Origin of the sequence: Intestinibacter sp., from assembly GCF_051866655.1 — a bacterium.
In the GTDB taxonomy this organism is placed as follows: Bacteria; Bacillota; Clostridia; order Peptostreptococcales; family Peptostreptococcaceae; genus Intestinibacter.
The window spans coordinates 1-14,882 of the sequence record NZ_JBJDXL010000366.1 but is presented as its reverse complement, the minus strand read 5'-3'; the positions used below and the strand labels follow the sequence as shown (position 1 = coordinate 14,882).

General features: G+C 29.1%; 13 protein-coding genes. 2 read left to right on the top strand and 11 right to left on the bottom strand.

Going from position 1 to position 14,882, the window contains the following annotated elements; all coding sequences use genetic code 11:
* The 7 genes from ACI3VO_RS10895 to ACI3VO_RS10865 form a co-directional block, all read right to left on the bottom strand.
* The coding region (locus tag ACI3VO_RS10895; RefSeq protein ID WP_439757940.1) for a Mur ligase family protein at positions 1 to 604 on the bottom strand (604 nt) is incomplete at its 3' end.
* A gap of 34 nt (positions 605 to 638) precedes the next feature.
* The gene (locus ACI3VO_RS10890; protein WP_439757939.1) at positions 639 to 1,346 is read right to left on the bottom strand and encodes an aspartate/glutamate racemase family protein; all 708 of its coding nucleotides are present in this window, start codon (positions 1,344 to 1,346) and stop codon (positions 639 to 641) included.
* A gap of 12 nt (positions 1,347 to 1,358) precedes the next feature.
* Positions 1,359 to 2,573 (bottom strand): carboxylate--amine ligase, encoded by a 1,215-nt coding sequence (locus tag ACI3VO_RS10885; RefSeq protein ID WP_320625048.1) that lies wholly within the window; start codon positions 2,571 to 2,573, stop codon positions 1,359 to 1,361.
* Positions 2,574 to 2,750: 177 nt separating this feature from the next.
* A complete protein-coding gene (locus tag ACI3VO_RS10880; RefSeq protein WP_439757938.1) occupies positions 2,751 to 3,851 on the bottom strand; it encodes a zinc ribbon domain-containing protein in 1,101 nt (366 codons plus the stop codon).
* A gap of 205 nt (positions 3,852 to 4,056) precedes the next feature.
* On the bottom strand, positions 4,057 to 5,661 hold the full coding sequence (locus ACI3VO_RS10875) for a Na/Pi cotransporter family protein (RefSeq protein ID WP_439757937.1): 1,605 nt from the start codon (positions 5,659 to 5,661) through the stop codon (positions 4,057 to 4,059).
* 230 nt (positions 5,662 to 5,891) lie between these two features.
* Complete coding sequence (locus tag ACI3VO_RS10870) at positions 5,892 to 7,865, bottom strand: fructose-1,6-bisphosphatase (protein WP_439757936.1); 1,974 nt, start codon at positions 7,863 to 7,865, stop codon at positions 5,892 to 5,894.
* Positions 7,866 to 8,296: 431 nt separating this feature from the next.
* Positions 8,297 to 10,087 (bottom strand): aminopeptidase P family protein, encoded by a 1,791-nt coding sequence (locus tag ACI3VO_RS10865; protein WP_439757935.1) that lies wholly within the window; start codon positions 10,085 to 10,087, stop codon positions 8,297 to 8,299.
* A gap of 324 nt (positions 10,088 to 10,411) precedes the next feature.
* Here ACI3VO_RS10865 and ACI3VO_RS10860 point away from each other — a divergent pair, with 324 nt between their 5' ends.
* Complete coding sequence (locus tag ACI3VO_RS10860; protein WP_439757934.1) at positions 10,412 to 11,002, top strand: DUF3267 domain-containing protein; 591 nt, start codon at positions 10,412 to 10,414, stop codon at positions 11,000 to 11,002.
* Positions 11,003 to 11,040: 38 nt separating this feature from the next.
* Here ACI3VO_RS10860 and ACI3VO_RS10855 read toward each other — a convergent pair whose 3' ends face one another.
* The 4 genes from ACI3VO_RS10855 to ACI3VO_RS10840 all read right to left on the bottom strand — a co-directional run bounded on the left by ACI3VO_RS10855 (position 11,041) and on the right by ACI3VO_RS10840 (position 13,874).
* Positions 11,041 to 11,226, bottom strand: coding sequence for a FeoB-associated Cys-rich membrane protein (locus tag ACI3VO_RS10855; RefSeq protein WP_439757933.1), 186 nt, complete (start codon positions 11,224 to 11,226; stop codon positions 11,041 to 11,043).
* Between the two features lie 20 nt (positions 11,227 to 11,246).
* Positions 11,247 to 13,313: a ferrous iron transport protein B gene (gene feoB / locus ACI3VO_RS10850; RefSeq protein ID WP_439757932.1), complete on the bottom strand. Its 2,067-nt coding sequence runs from the start codon at positions 13,311 to 13,313 to the stop codon at positions 11,247 to 11,249.
* Positions 13,314 to 13,414: 101 nt separating this feature from the next.
* Positions 13,415 to 13,639, bottom strand: a complete 225-nt coding sequence (locus ACI3VO_RS10845; protein WP_320625056.1) for a FeoA family protein — start codon at positions 13,637 to 13,639, stop codon at positions 13,415 to 13,417.
* Between the two features lie 22 nt (positions 13,640 to 13,661).
* A complete protein-coding gene (locus ACI3VO_RS10840) occupies positions 13,662 to 13,874 on the bottom strand; it encodes a FeoA family protein (protein WP_320925488.1) in 213 nt (70 codons plus the stop codon).
* A 227-nt stretch (positions 13,875 to 14,101) separates the two neighbouring features.
* Between ACI3VO_RS10840 and ACI3VO_RS10835 the strand changes: the two genes are divergently transcribed.
* Positions 14,102 to 14,698, top strand: coding sequence for a DUF3793 family protein (locus ACI3VO_RS10835; protein ID WP_439757931.1), 597 nt, complete (start codon positions 14,102 to 14,104; stop codon positions 14,696 to 14,698).
* Positions 14,699 to 14,882: the final 184 nt, after the last annotated feature.

Genomic DNA, 14,882 nt, shown 5'->3' with positions numbered 1-14,882 from the left:
ATATAGCCACATCGAAATCTACATGATCAACTCTACTTTTTTGAAGGCCACCTGAAGATACCTCCATAGAAACGCATTTTACTCCGCTGTCTAGCATTTTTCTAAAAATTCTATGAAGTTCATAGCTCTCAGGTGTTGTATTTATAGTACTTTCTGTAATATTATTGAAGAAAGTACCATTAGTACCTATTACACCAGTATTTATACCTGATTTATTTAAAACCTCACTTATATAATTTGTAATCGTAGTCTTTCCTTTTGTTCCTGTAACACCAATTACCTTTAGATGTTTAGATGGATTTCCAAAGTAATTTGCAGACATTTGAGATAAAGCCACCCTAGTGTCTTTAACTATTATTTTAACGGCATCTTCTGCCATCTCTATATCATCTTGTAGTACAAAAACTCTAGCTCCTCTTGAATAAGCATCAAATACATATTTATGGCCATCTACAGTTTCACCCTTTAATGCTACAAACATATAACCTTGCTTGCATCTTAAAGAGCTATAAGCTATATCTACTATTTCAATATCGTCAAGTCCATTTAAATTAGTATTGGAGGTAAAAGGAACATCCTCTAACACCTTTGTTAATTTAACCATATATCCTCCTATAATTTCAATGTTTAAAGTTAGATTAATAATTTTTCACTTTTCTATTTGATTTTATAATTGTTTGTCTCGCCAATACTTCCAATGAATCTATATATAAGTCATTGTCTAAATTGTTGTCGTTTTTTAGAATAGATAATTCTGTACATCCAAGTACTATACCATCGCATCCATTTCCTCTTAAATGATCAACCAATTTATTAAATTTATTCATGTCAGCTGGTTTTCCACTTTTTATGTCGTCGTAAATTATCTCCATGACCTTTTCTTGTCTTTCGTCGTCTAAAACAAAATAGTCCATATCGAATCTTTTACACATATTTTGGTATAGCTCTGTCTTTATGTTTCCTGTAGTAGCTAAAATACCTAATTTTTTGTGTCCATTTTGTTTGGCATACTTTACGGTTTCCTCGACAATACTAAGCACAGGTATATTTACGCTTTTATTTATTTTATCATAAAAATAGTGCGCTGTATTACATGTTATTACAATAAAGTCCACTCCAAATTTTTCCAACTTTTGAGCATCATCCACTAGCGTATATACTGGGTTTTCATCACTTTCTCCTAAAATATACGCACTTCTATCTGGTGTAGTGGCTCTATTTGTGATTACCATATCTACATGCTCTTGGTCTGTTTTTGCATCTGTCATATCTACTACCATTTTATAGAAATAAACAGAAGCCATAGGTCCTAGACCACCCATTACTCCTACAGTTATATTTTTCATATTATCTCCATTCTATTTACAATATTTATTGAATTTTCTAATTTGATTTATACTGTATAGGAATATATACCAACTTCTCTTTATGTTTCCACTTAAATCGTATTTATATCCAAATGATGTAGCTTCTTTTCCTTCTGAAACTAATTGTTTACATTTATTTACTAAATCTTTATTTTTAACAAATTTATATACTACACTTCTTGGTATTACTCTCCAGAAGAAAGGTTCTTTTTGTATTTTTAATTCTAATTCTTTGTTTTCTACTCTATCTTCAACTACATATTTAGCTATATTGTTTCCAGAGCCTGTTACATAGTAGTTACTTCTACCTTGTCTTAAGTTGATTTCGAATACTCTATAAGAATTATCTCTTGTATCGTATTTTATATCAAAGTTAGAAAATCCTGTATAGTTTATACTTTCTAGGAAATTTTTAAATTTTGTCATTACCTTCTCATCGTATTCTGTGATTATAGCAGCGTGATTTCCTATTCCCTTTGGAGTATGCTCTTCAAGTAGAACATGTCCTAAACACATCATTTTAACCTTACCATTTTGATCTGAATAGCAAGTTAAAACTCTCATATGTGAGTCGTCTCCAGGTATAAAATCTTGTATGATTAAAGATTTTTCATATCCATGAGAGTATATTTCATCAGTAACCTTTGTAAACTCTTCTTCATCTTTGACAATATATGCTTTTTTCATACCTTCAAATTCATGTTGGAAATAAGTTACACTATCTGACGCCTTTACTATCATAGGATATCTAAATCCAAAATCCATCACCTTATCGCCTTTGTTGAATATATGAGTTTTTGGATAGTCAAGTCCGTATTCTTCACATATTTGATAGAAAGATTCCTTTTCTATTAATTTGTCCTTTAATTCCTTTCCTATATAAGGAACTATGTATTTTGTTGAAAGAATATCTCTGTGATCTATTATAAACTCGGCATATTCATCTTTGCAGCCATGTATTATAAATACCTTATTAGGCTCTGCTAATTCATCTGGTAAAGCTAATAATTTCTTTAAAAATCCTTCTTCATCTTCTATAGTTGTACCTTCTCTATAATCGATTATTTTACTATGGTTAGTCGCACCTATACGTATTTTCCCAAAAGCTATTGATTTTACTCCGTATGCTTCATGATAAGCTCTTGCAACAGAGTAACAATTTATATCTCCACCAACCAATACTGGTTGAATTTTAACATTATTCACTTAGTCCACCTCTTACTTTTATTTTAGTTCATTTTAATACAATGGTATTATACTTTATTTTATATAATATGTCAAAGAACAGACAACAAAAAACACGATAAAATATTGAAATTTCAACTTTTATTCCATATTTCATCATGTTTTTTTGTTTAATTTGCACTTATTATACATATTTATTTACAATGATTTTGTACTGATTTCTTTATCAAATTGATCTATATCTAAATCTGAATTTTTTAATACTTTATTTATCTTATCGATATCTTCTTGAGTTGAATACGCAATATTTGATATTCCACAATATTCATCATAATCCCTATATGAATAATAGAACATTTTATCATAATTATTTTTTTTCAATTCTTGATTTATTGCATATACTAAATTTTCATCAAAACAAGAAGTATCTTTATCTAGCTTGATGCTGATTTCTTTACTATTTATTTCCAATTCAATTTCTTTACTTGTAAATCTATTATTTTCATCTATATACAATATTTCAACCTCTCCCTGTGATATATCAGTCATTATATCTATTATTTCTTCATAGCTATAACCATAATCTAATATATCACTATCGAAAGACATTATATTTTTTTCGCTGAGACTTATACTTTGATCTTTTTTCTTAATTTCATTTAATAAATTCTCTAAATCTGCATCTATATTAAAATTATCATCAAAGGAATAGTATTCTTCCCAATCACTTAAAATAGCATCAGTTAATTTTAATTTTTTGCCATTTCTCTCTAAATAACCAATTGCTGTTATTTCTTTACCTGAAGTATACTTTTCTAATTCTTCAAACTTTTCATTGTAATCTTTATCGAAATAACAATACAACTTATAATCACTATCTGTTTTTAAATTTACTCTTAAAGTTATATCATCTATTTTTTCTATATTTTCTATTACCCCTGTTACCTCTATATATTCATATAGTAGATAATCATCTGTCCCATTCTTATCAGACTCATACTCTTTCGCTAATTCTTCTGCTGTAACAGAAATATTCTCTCCAAATCCCTCAAAAATATCTCCCCATATACTATCAAACTCACTTTGAGTATACATAGCAGATTCGCTATTATTTATAGAATTTAATTTATTTAAAATTATACCTATAGAAATACATATTAATATAAAAACTACTATAAATATAGTAAATACTTGGTGTTTACCAAAAAAATTCCTCTGATCTGCTCCACACTTCAAGCATGTTTTAGCGTTTTTCTCTATTATTTCCCCACACTGCCTGCAAATTTTTTCTTTCTTCATATAAAACTTCCCCTTATTTCAAATTCGTATACTTTTAACACCGCTATAATTATATTATACATAAAATATATATTCTCCATAGAAACAATTTTGTAAATTTTGATTAAAAAAAGCCTAATCTCATATTATATAAGACTAGACTTTTCATTTAATTTTAATAATTTATTTTTGAATATATATTATAAATTTCTATAATTTAAAGATTTTATACATCGTAAGAATAATCTGATATATTTTTACAGTGGTCAGATACCCTTTCTAGGTTAGTCAATATATCGAAATAAATTACACCTGCATCCACTGTACATCTACCTTCATTTAATCTTTGTAGATGGTGATTTCTATATCCAACCTCTAGTAAATCGACTTGCTTTTCATTTTCATGTACTCTTTTTCTAAGCTCTAAATTTACTTCTTCTAAACATTCCATAGAATCTTTAAAGTTGCTCGCTGCTAAAGTATATATTTCTCTTATTTCATTTTGTGCGTGTTCTGAGAAACTCAATTTGTCACCCACTAGAGTCTTTCCTAGTTCAGCTATATTTTCTCCATGGTCTGATATTCTCTCGATATCAGTAACTGCATATATTAAATTTGTAACTTTATTACGTTCTTCTTCATTTAAAGCTACTTTAGATAATTTTACTAAGAAGCTAAGAACTTGTTTTTGAATTTCATTTACTTTTGCTTCCATTTCAAAAGTCTTATTTAATTCCTCTTCTGAATAATTAAGCACTCCATTTACTGCGTATTCTAGAGATTTTGATGCATACTCAGCCATCTCCTTAACTTCTAGTACTGCATTACCTACAGCTATACTTGGTGTTTCTATCATTCTTTCGTCTATGTACTTAACATCAGAAGCTTCTTCTTCATTTTCAGTAACTGGTATTAATTTTAAAACAAGCTTTACTATATATTTTGAGAATGGTAAAAGTACTATAACATTTACAATGTTGAATAAAGTATGAGCATTAGCTATTTGTCTAGCTATATCAACTGGATCTAAATAAGATACTATCATACTTATCGGCTTAGTAAACACTACTATAAATAATATAGTTCCTATTACATTAAAAGTTAAATGCATAAACGCAGCTCTCTTTGCATTTTTTGATGCGCCTAAACTCGATAATAATGACGTAACACAAGTACCTATATTATCTCCATATAATATCGGTAAAGCTGCACTTAATGGAAGTATTCCCTGTGAAGCCAATGCTATTAGCATACCCATAGATGCACTAGATGATTGAACTATACCTGTAATTAAAAATCCCACAAGTATTCCTAATAAAGGATGAGCGCCTACATAAATAAGTGCTTCTCTAAATTGTGGTAAATCAGCTAATGGACTTACAGCTTCCTTCATAAATTGCATACCTGTAAATAACATACCAAATCCTAATAGTATCTCTGCATATTGTTTATGTTTTGGTTTCTTAGCTGATAAATATATAATTATACCTATACCTAATGCTATAGGTGCTATATCCTCTAAGCTAAATGATACTAACTGTGCTGTAACAGTCGTACCTATATTAGCACCCATGATTACACCTATTGCTTGAGATAATGTCATTATCCCTGCATTTACGAAACCTACAACCATTACTGTTGTAGCACTTGAGCTTTGTATTATTCCTGTTACTACAGTACCTACTAAAACTCCCATAACTACATTACTTGTTAAAAATCCTATTATTTTCTTTAATTGATCTCCTGCACATTTTTGAAGGCCGTCTCCCATCATATTCATGCCATATAAAAATAATCCTAGACCGCCTAATAGACTAATTGCTATTCCCACGTTTGCTCCTCCTTAAGACTTATAAAATTAATTCTATTAGATAATACATTAAAACGCGATTTTAATGGCTAAATAAATGTTAATTCAATCTTAAGATTATGTTAAATATTAAATCCGTATTATCACTTAATTAAATTCACATAAAAAAGGTATATAAACTAATAATTTTTTACTAAATTTATCAATTTATATACCTTTATTCTTAACATATTTTTTTAAATTATTCTATTTTATATTTCTTTAATTAACCCCTTCTTATAAGCCATAACTAGCATCTTTAGGTCGTTTATTTCTTCTTGCATTTTTTCTCCATCAAGTGTATCTCTTACATACATTCTACGCGCTATATCCTCTACAACTACTGAAGTTGATAGTATATCGCTTTCTTTTTTAATTGCATCCTCTGCTGAAGAGAACGGTTCATGCGCAACTAGTTGAAGAGTATATGAATTGTAAATTAAAGTATATCCAGCTATACCAGTTTTTCCTTGGTATGCTCTAGAAAATCCTCCATCTATAACTAGAATTTTTCCACCTGCTTTTATCGGACTTTCTCCTTTTTTACTTTCAACTGGAACATGACCTGTTATGATATGTGATTGCTCGTAGTCAAGATCAAATTCATCAAAAATCTTGTTGCATATCTCTTCATTTTCTCTCAATGTATAGTATGGATTTTTATTTTCAACATGTGCCTTTTTATCTGCAATGAAATATCTCTCATAAGTAGTCATATCGTCTTTTCCAAATAGAGAAGAGCATTTACCTGTCCATAGATACCACATCATATCCATACCGAATTGTTTTTCAGGACCGTCTTTATAGAAATATCCTTTTCTAGCGTAAGAATCCATTTGATCCATCAATTCTCTTCCTTTATATTCTTTACCCTTTATCTTCATAGACATAAAATCACCTTTTTCGTCAAGTGGAATACATCCATGAACTAGTAAGTTTTTATTTGCAATTAGATATATACTTCCTTTAGAGAACAAGAAAGAAACGTGTTTTTGCAATTTTTCACTACCTTTAAAAGAAGCTACTAGCTTATCCATAAGAGCTTGTTCTTCTTTAGTCAATTTATATGGAGATTTAGGATCTATAGTTGGGAAGTTTGTATCTCTCAATTTATACTCTTTTCCTTTTAATGTTATAGTTCCTGTTTCATAATTTACCTTGTCTAAAAGAAGTCTATGCTTCATATCAAACTCAGGGTTGTTGTTTATTACCTCTGCTTCTAGCTTAAATTGTATAATACTAATAGCTTTGTGCATTTTAGCTATTAATGATTTTTCCTTTGTCGATACTTCTCCTTCTCCTACCTTAGGCATAAATTCAGTACATGGATCGTCTTTATAAGCATCTAATGCAAAAGTGGCTAAAGGAAGTAGATTTATTCCGTAGATATCCTCAACTATATCTAGATTTGCATATCTTGAAGATATTCTGACTGCATTTGCTATACACACCTTTTGTCCTGCTGCTGCACCCATCCATAAAATATCGTGATTTCCCCATTGTATATCTACATTATAGTGATTCATCAAAGTATCCATTATAATATCTGGTCTTGGGCCTCTATCGTAAACATCTCCCACTATATGTAACCTATCTACAACTAATTTTTGAATAACCTTTGATAAAGCTATTATAAATTCTCTAGATCTATCTATTTCAATTATAGTTTCTATTATGCTCTTATAATATCCCTCTTTATGTGGGCTGTTTTGATCTGGATGTAGTAGCTCTTCAATTATATATTTGAAATCATCAGGAAGAAATTTTCTAACTTTAGATCTTGTGTATTTACTAGATGCATATCTACAAAGCTCTATAAGTCTGTGAATAGTTATTCTATAAAAATCTTCTAAATCTTCCTCTTCCTTAACAAGTAAATCTAATTTTTGTTCTGGATAATAAACTATTGTAGCTAATTTCTTTCTTTCAGCTTCAGAAACTATATTTCCAAATAGCTCTTCTATCTTTCTTTTTATAACACCAGACCCATTTCTAAGTACATGTACAAATGGTTCGTATTCACCGTGTAAATCTGATAAGAAATGTTCTGTCCCCTTTGGAAGGCTAAGTATTGCTTCTAAATTTATTATTTCTGCACTCGCACTAGAAATACTTGGGTATTGTTTAGATAGTAATTTCAAATACTTAAGTTGGCTTTCTAAATATTCATCAGATATATTTTTCATATTAATACTCCTCCTAATATATTTTTCACGATTTGATTTTTTAATATTTCATCTGTCTAAATCCTTATATAAATTATAGCATACTCTTTATATTTTTCAGCTAAATAATGTATATTTTTTAATTATTTGTGTCCTATTATTTATCTATTTATAAACTTTTCTAGTCATTTTTCATACTATAATAAATACTTTTAATTTTAATTAATTTTCTTATAAAAAAAATACTTTTACTTGCATTATGTATGAATTTAATATACAATATATTTATAAAAATTATAAAAATATTGTAAATTTTTAGATAATTTTAAGTCGCATTCCCTATAATTTTAAATATATAATTAAACATTGTAATTAACATTGTGCATGCAAAATAGCCATAAGTTATTATAGATCCCCTTCTAATATTCTTATGGCTATTTTGTTGTCTTTAATTATATAGCTCTAGTATATTCTTTTAACCATTTTACTTCTTTTTCATCTAGATAAGGTGAAATTTTTTCGAAAACCTCTTTATGATAATTATTTAAAAATTCTTTTTCTGATTTATCCATATAATCTGGGTTTATACCGTCTAAATCTATAGGTGAAAAAGTTATAGTTTCAAATTCCATAAATTGATCTGAACCTATTTTTTGAGCTTTTTTACATAATAATTCATTTTCAATTCTTATGCCGTGTTTTCCTTCTATATATACTCCTGGTTCGTTAGTCGTGATCATACCTTCTTCAAGAACACATGAATCATTTCTCTCAGGTACTATTTTCCATCTAAATCCATTTGGACCTTCATGAACATTTAATACAAAGCCTACTCCGTGTCCTGTACCGCATTTGTAGTCGATACCTATATCCCATAGCGGACCTCTAGCCAATATATCTAAATTTATGCCTCTACAGCCGTATAAAAATTTAGCTTTAGATAAACGTATCATACCTCTCAATGTAGAAGTATAATGTAATTTTTCTTCGTCAGTTATATCTCCCAATATATATGTTCTAGTTATATCTGTAGTCCCTGTAAAATATTGACCTCCAGAATCTACAAGCAGCATTCCCTCTGGCTTTAATTCGTAGTCGCTTTCTTCAGTTGCACTATAGTGCATCATAGCAGCATGCTCTTTATATGCTGATATAGTATCAAAGCTCAAATCAAAGCAAGAATCCTCAGCTCTTCTAAGCTGTTCTAATTTATCAGATGCGCTTATTTCTGTTATTTTCATCTTGCCTACATTAGTTTTTAGCCAGTACATAAATTTAGTCATAGCCACGCCGTCTTTTATATGGCATTTTCTTAAGTTTTCTAATTCGACCTCGTTTTTTATTGATTTAAAAATAAATGTAGGATTTGGTTCGTCTATTATTTTTACATCAGAAGGTATATTTTTATATATGCTGTAATTTACTTTAGCTTCGTCTAATAAAACTGTTTCATTATCTTTTATTTGTTTTACAAAATTGTATATTTCAAAATAATCTCTGATTTCTATACCTATCTCATCAAAGCTTTCTATTATTTTTCGATTTAATTTATTTTCGTCTACAAAGTAGTAAATCTTGTCTAAAGTGATAACTATACTAGATATAACTACAGGATTATACGCTATATCATTACCTCTTATATTTAATAGCCATGCTATGTCATCTAGAGAATTTAATATATGTATAGTCGCATTTTTCTTTTTCATCTCTTCTCTAACTCTAGATAATTTACTTTCTGCACTTTCTCCAGCATATTTAATATCTAGTAAAAATGCTTTTTCATTAGGCATTTGAGGTCTATCTTCCCAAAGATCATCTATTAAATCGTATTCGTAGACTATTTTTATATTTTTTTCTCTGTATTTATCTTCGTAATTTTTTCCCTCTTTAGCACTTATAACTCTTCCATCAAATGCAAGAGTGTCGCCTTCTTTTAAAACAGCGTCTAAATACTCTTCAACGCTTTGAACACTTTCTTCGCCCATCTTAAATAGCTTTATTGTAGAACCCTTTAATTGACTTTCTGCCTGTATGAAATATCTTCCATCTGTCCAAAGACCAGCCTCATCTAAAGTTACAATTACAGTTCCTGCTGAGCCTGTAAATCCAGATATAAACTTTCTGCATTTAAAATAATCACCTACATATTCACTTTGGTGAAAATCAGCTGAAGGTATTATATATGCAAAAATACCCTTGTCTTTCATGGATTTTCTTAATTTTTCTAATCTATCCTTTACCATACTCTTTCCTCTTTTCTATATTTATTTTTATACTCTACTCTTTTATCTTAATACTCCTTTTTTTATTCTTCAACGATAATCCTTACTAAACTTTACAACTTCCTTACAATTTTTATATTAATATTGATATTTTAATATATAAGAAATATTATTAAAAGGTATTTAAAACAAAACAATAATTTTAAAAATTATATGGATAAATTTACACTAAAATTAACAATAGTTAACTTGAATATCATTTTTTTATGGAATATAATCTATATAAGAAAATTTTTATTTTAAAGTATACACTCTTTTATGCAATTTTTAGAGGAGGGATATAATATGAAAATACAAAATAATCAATTTCTAGAAGACAATTCTAAACTAGTATTAAAATTTGACTACACAAATTGCTTTGACCTTATACACGAATGGCTTGATATTCCCTCTATAATCTCAAAGATATACAAGAAATTTTTTCATATTATGTTTATTATTTTTATAATAAGCATATTTTTTAGACCGTCTATTGAACTGGTTATTTTAAATTTAGGATTTGCAGTGCTGTTTTTTTTAGTATTTATAGGAATTCATCAATTTCTACACTTAATCGCAGCCTACACTATTGGATGTCGAAATGTAAAATTAATAATACCAAAAGCTAATGTATTTTGCTACTGCGATAGAAAAGTATTTACTTCTAGTGAATACATATTTGTATCAATATTTCCATTTGTAATTACAACTATATTCAGCCTATTATTAGCAATAAAATTTCCTGAATACATAGGTGCCGCAGCTATTTTCAATATATTAAATGTAACTTTTTCAAATGGAGATATAGCTATTACTAATTACTTTTTAAAAAATCAAGATACATATTTTTATTGCGAACAGGATAAAAGCACTGCTTACTTATATAAAAAACTCTAGCTAAATTGGGGGACCAAACGCTAGAGCTTTTTATTAGGTTACTTTATTTTATTTTTTAAATCATCCACAATATAATCCATATTTGAATGGCAACTGCTAGCTGATGAGCAACTACTACAGCCACATCCACAGCCACCTTTACCAGACTTTGACTTTTTAACAAAATTACCAATTGTCGCTACTACTATCGAAATAGCTACTATTGCAATTATATAATTAATCATTATTCACATCTCCATTTTACCTAAAATATCATTCCACATATTAGATATACTATTAATGAAACTATATAAGCTGTTACCATTTGGAATGCTACTGTTATTCCTGTCCATTTCCAAGATCCCATTTCTCTTTTTATAGCACCTACTGCTGCGAAACAAGGCATACAAAGTAAGTTAAATGTCATATAAGCAAATGCTGATGCCTTAGTAAATACTGCTGCAAGTCCGTCAAGTGCCGCAGCACCCTCCATAGCTGCTTCTGCTACTGCGTCTGTTGCACCGAATAATACTCCAAATGTAGAAACTATGTTTTCCTTAGCTATCCATCCAGTTACAACACCTACTGCTGCCTTCCAATCTCCAAATCCAAGTGGTGTAAATATCCAAGCTATCATATTACCTACTGACGCAAGTATTGAATCCTCCATTTCACACATTCCACTGAAATTAAAGTTAGATAAGAACCATATAAGTATTGTCGAACCTAGAATTATAGTTCCCGCTTTTATAGCAAATCCCTTTACTTTTTCCCAAGCATGTATTAAGACACTTTTTAAAGTCGGTATTCTATATTGAGGAAGCTCCATTATGAAGTTTGAAGTTTCTCCTTTAAACATTGTCTTACTCAATATCAATGCTCCTATTACTGCTACTACTATACCTATCATGTATATAGAGTAAACTATCAATGTTTGATTATATCCTGCAAATAAAGTCGCTGCAAACATTAAATATATAGGTAATTTAGCACCACAAGACATAAATGGTGTTATCATCATAGTTATTTTTCTATCTTTTTCGCTTTCAAGAGTTCTAGATGCCATAAGAGCTGGTACTGAACAACCATATCCCATTAGAAGTGGTATGAAAGATTTTCCTGACAAACCAAACTTTCTAAATAATCTATCCATTACAAATGCAACTCTTGCCATGTATCCACTGTCTTCTAAGAATGACATCAATAAGAACAATACTAATATTTGTGGTAGGAAAGATACTACTCCTCCTACACCTGCAAGTATACCATCTCCTACAAGTCCTAGTGCCCAATCAGCAGCGCCCATACCTTCTATAGCGCCCATTATAGCTTCTGTAAATGGACCATCCCAAAAGTCACAAACTATAGTCTGTAATTTTACACCTATACCTAATATACCTTCTCCAAATGTTATATGGAATAATGCATACATGATTACCAAAAAGGCAGGTATTGCTAATATTCTATTTGTAAGTATTTTATCTATTTTATCTGATTTTGTTTCTTTTCTTTGTCCATTTGATTTTACTGGCTTTTTAACAGTTTTATTTACTACATCTGATATGAATTTGTATCTTTGATCTGCTATTTCAGCTTCTGTATCACCATCAAAATCGTCGTTAGCCTTGTCTACTATTGAAGTAATTTTAGCTCTTTTATTGCCTGGCAATTTTCCCATTACTACTTCATCTTCTTCAAGAATTTTTATTGCTTGCCACATTTCATGAGAATTAGAAGTTTTGGTTTGACCTTGATTTTCATTCTCATCAATTAAGTAAACTATTTCTTCTATGTAATTTTTAATTTGTGGTGAAAATATTTCTAAATTTGTATCTTGCATGTCTGATGAAGCTATATTTTGTGCTTCCCTCATTAATTCGTCTACACCCTTACCAGTTCTAGCTACTATTGGAACTACTGGAACACCTAGTAATTTTGAAAGCTTTTGGACATCTATTTTTGTTCCTGACGCCTCAACCTCGTCCATCATGTTTAGAGCTATTACTGTAGGTATTTTTGTTTCTAATACTTGTAAAGTTAAATACAAGTTTCTCTCTATATTAGTTCCATCTACTATATCTATTAAAACATCTGGATGTTCATCTACTATATAATCTCTCGCTACAATTTCTTCTGCTGAATATGGAGATAAAGAATATATTCCCGGTAAATCTACTATTTCTATCTCCTTATTCTTTTTATATTTTCCTGTTTTTTGTTCAACTGTAACACCTGGCCAGTTGCCGACATGTTGTTTTGAACCTGTTATATCATTAAATAATGTTGTTTTCCCGCAGTTTGGATTACCTGCAAGTGCTATTCTTATACTCATTTTTTTGCTCCTCTAATACTACTACTTTTTATATCAACTCGGTCAATATATCTAATAAATATCTTTATATTAAAATTTTACATAAGTCGTCTATTTCAAAATTATTTTAAGTTTATATGCTCAGCTTCATCTTTTCTTAAGCTAAGCTCATATCCTCTTAAATTTACTTCTATTGGATCACCTAAAGGCGCTACCTTTACGACCTCTACATCTACACCTGGAGTTATCCCCATATCCATTAATCTCTTTCTCACAGGTCCTTTTTTACCAAGATTTAAGACTACTCCTCTTTCTCCTGGTTTTAAATCTCTCAACGTCTTACTCATACTATATCCTCCCAATTACTTGCTATTGCACGATTATTTTATTTGCCATGCCTCTATTTAAAGCTATTTTTGAGCCTTTTACCATTAAAATTAATCCGCTGTTATTTTCTGAAATTACTTCTATTTTTTCGCCAGTTATAAAGCCTAAATTTTGTAAATGTCTTTTAACTTGTTCTTTAGCACGTATTTCTCTTATTATTTTTTGTTCTCCTATACTAACCATAGTTAATGACATAACCTTCACCCTTTCTACTCCATCTATTTATTTTATATTTAAAATAATGATTTTAATTTTTTATCGATACTAATTATCAATTATATTTATATAATATATTTTTTGATTTTGTTTGTCAATATTAATTGATAATAATTCTTACTTTAACCGGATAATTTTTACTAAAATTCCTAATAAATTTCTTTATTTTTTTAATAATAATTATTAGAAAGGGTGTGAAGTAAAATATGTTTCAATCTAAATTAATTAAGTTTTGTTCTCCTACATTGGCTGGATTTAAGACAGGCAATTTGTTTAAATTTAAAAATAAATACAATATTGATGTAGATAATATCTTAAAAGAATACAATAAAAATTACAGCAAAAAGGGTATTCTCTTTTTTAAAGTGTTTGAAAAAAATGATTACTCCTTAATTTATGTTTGTAGACCTAATTATTTAATTCGCGATTTATCTTGTCCTCAAATTAGTGATTTTTTAAAATTATACGGATATGAGCTTGATAATCTAGACAATACCTTAGTACAGCTTAGACATAGATTTGAAATACTTGAGTCTACGCCACACGAAATAGGTCTATTTTTGAGTTATCCTCTTTGTGATGTGAAAGGATTTATAGATAACAGAGGCGGTAATTATAAATACTGCGGATACTGGAAGATTTATGACAACGAAAAAAGTACATTGCTATACTTCGATAAATGCAAGCAATGTACTAATTTATACTGTCGTCTATTCAAATACGGCGTACCTTTAGATAAATTAATTGTTTTTACCAATACCAATGTGGAATCAACATCTCCTATATTATTTAGTATTTTTTGATAATTTTTTTTCATAAAGCTTCCACAATCATATAATTTTTAATTAAATCGCCTGATACAAAAATTATACTAGATTTTATATAGAGTATGGAATTTTTATTGTACAAAAAAATGTACTCTATTTGTTGAAATTCAATTTTAACTCTCAAGCTTATCTTTTTAAAAATAACTTTAGATTTAAACTG

Excerpts from the sequence above, each read along its gene's own strand:
- ACI3VO_RS10855 (WP_439757933.1), bottom strand. The coding sequence starts at position 11,226 with ATGATTAATTATATAATTGCAATAGTAGCTATTTCGATAGTAGTAGCG.
- ACI3VO_RS10870 (WP_439757936.1), bottom strand. The coding sequence starts at position 7,865 with ATGAAAAATATATCTGATGAATATTTAGAAAGCCAACTTAAGTATTTG.
- ACI3VO_RS10845 (WP_320625056.1), bottom strand. The coding sequence starts at position 13,639 with ATGAGTAAGACGTTGAGAGATTTAAAACCAGGAGAAAGAGGAGTAGTC.
- feoB (WP_439757932.1), bottom strand. The coding sequence starts at position 13,313 with ATGAGTATAAGAATAGCACTTGCAGGTAATCCAAACTGCGGGAAAACA.
- ACI3VO_RS10890 (WP_439757939.1), bottom strand. The coding sequence starts at position 1,346 with ATGAAAAATATAACTGTAGGAGTAATGGGTGGTCTAGGACCTATGGCT.
- ACI3VO_RS10860 (WP_439757934.1), top strand. The coding sequence starts at position 10,412 with ATGAAAATACAAAATAATCAATTTCTAGAAGACAATTCTAAACTAGTA.
- ACI3VO_RS10840 (WP_320925488.1), bottom strand. The coding sequence starts at position 13,874 with ATGTCATTAACTATGGTTAGTATAGGAGAACAAAAAATAATAAGAGAA.
- ACI3VO_RS10880 (WP_439757938.1), bottom strand. The coding sequence starts at position 3,851 with ATGAAGAAAGAAAAAATTTGCAGGCAGTGTGGGGAAATAATAGAGAAA.
- ACI3VO_RS10865 (WP_439757935.1), bottom strand. The coding sequence starts at position 10,087 with ATGGTAAAGGATAGATTAGAAAAATTAAGAAAATCCATGAAAGACAAG.
- ACI3VO_RS10835 (WP_439757931.1), top strand. The coding sequence starts at position 14,102 with ATGTTTCAATCTAAATTAATTAAGTTTTGTTCTCCTACATTGGCTGGA.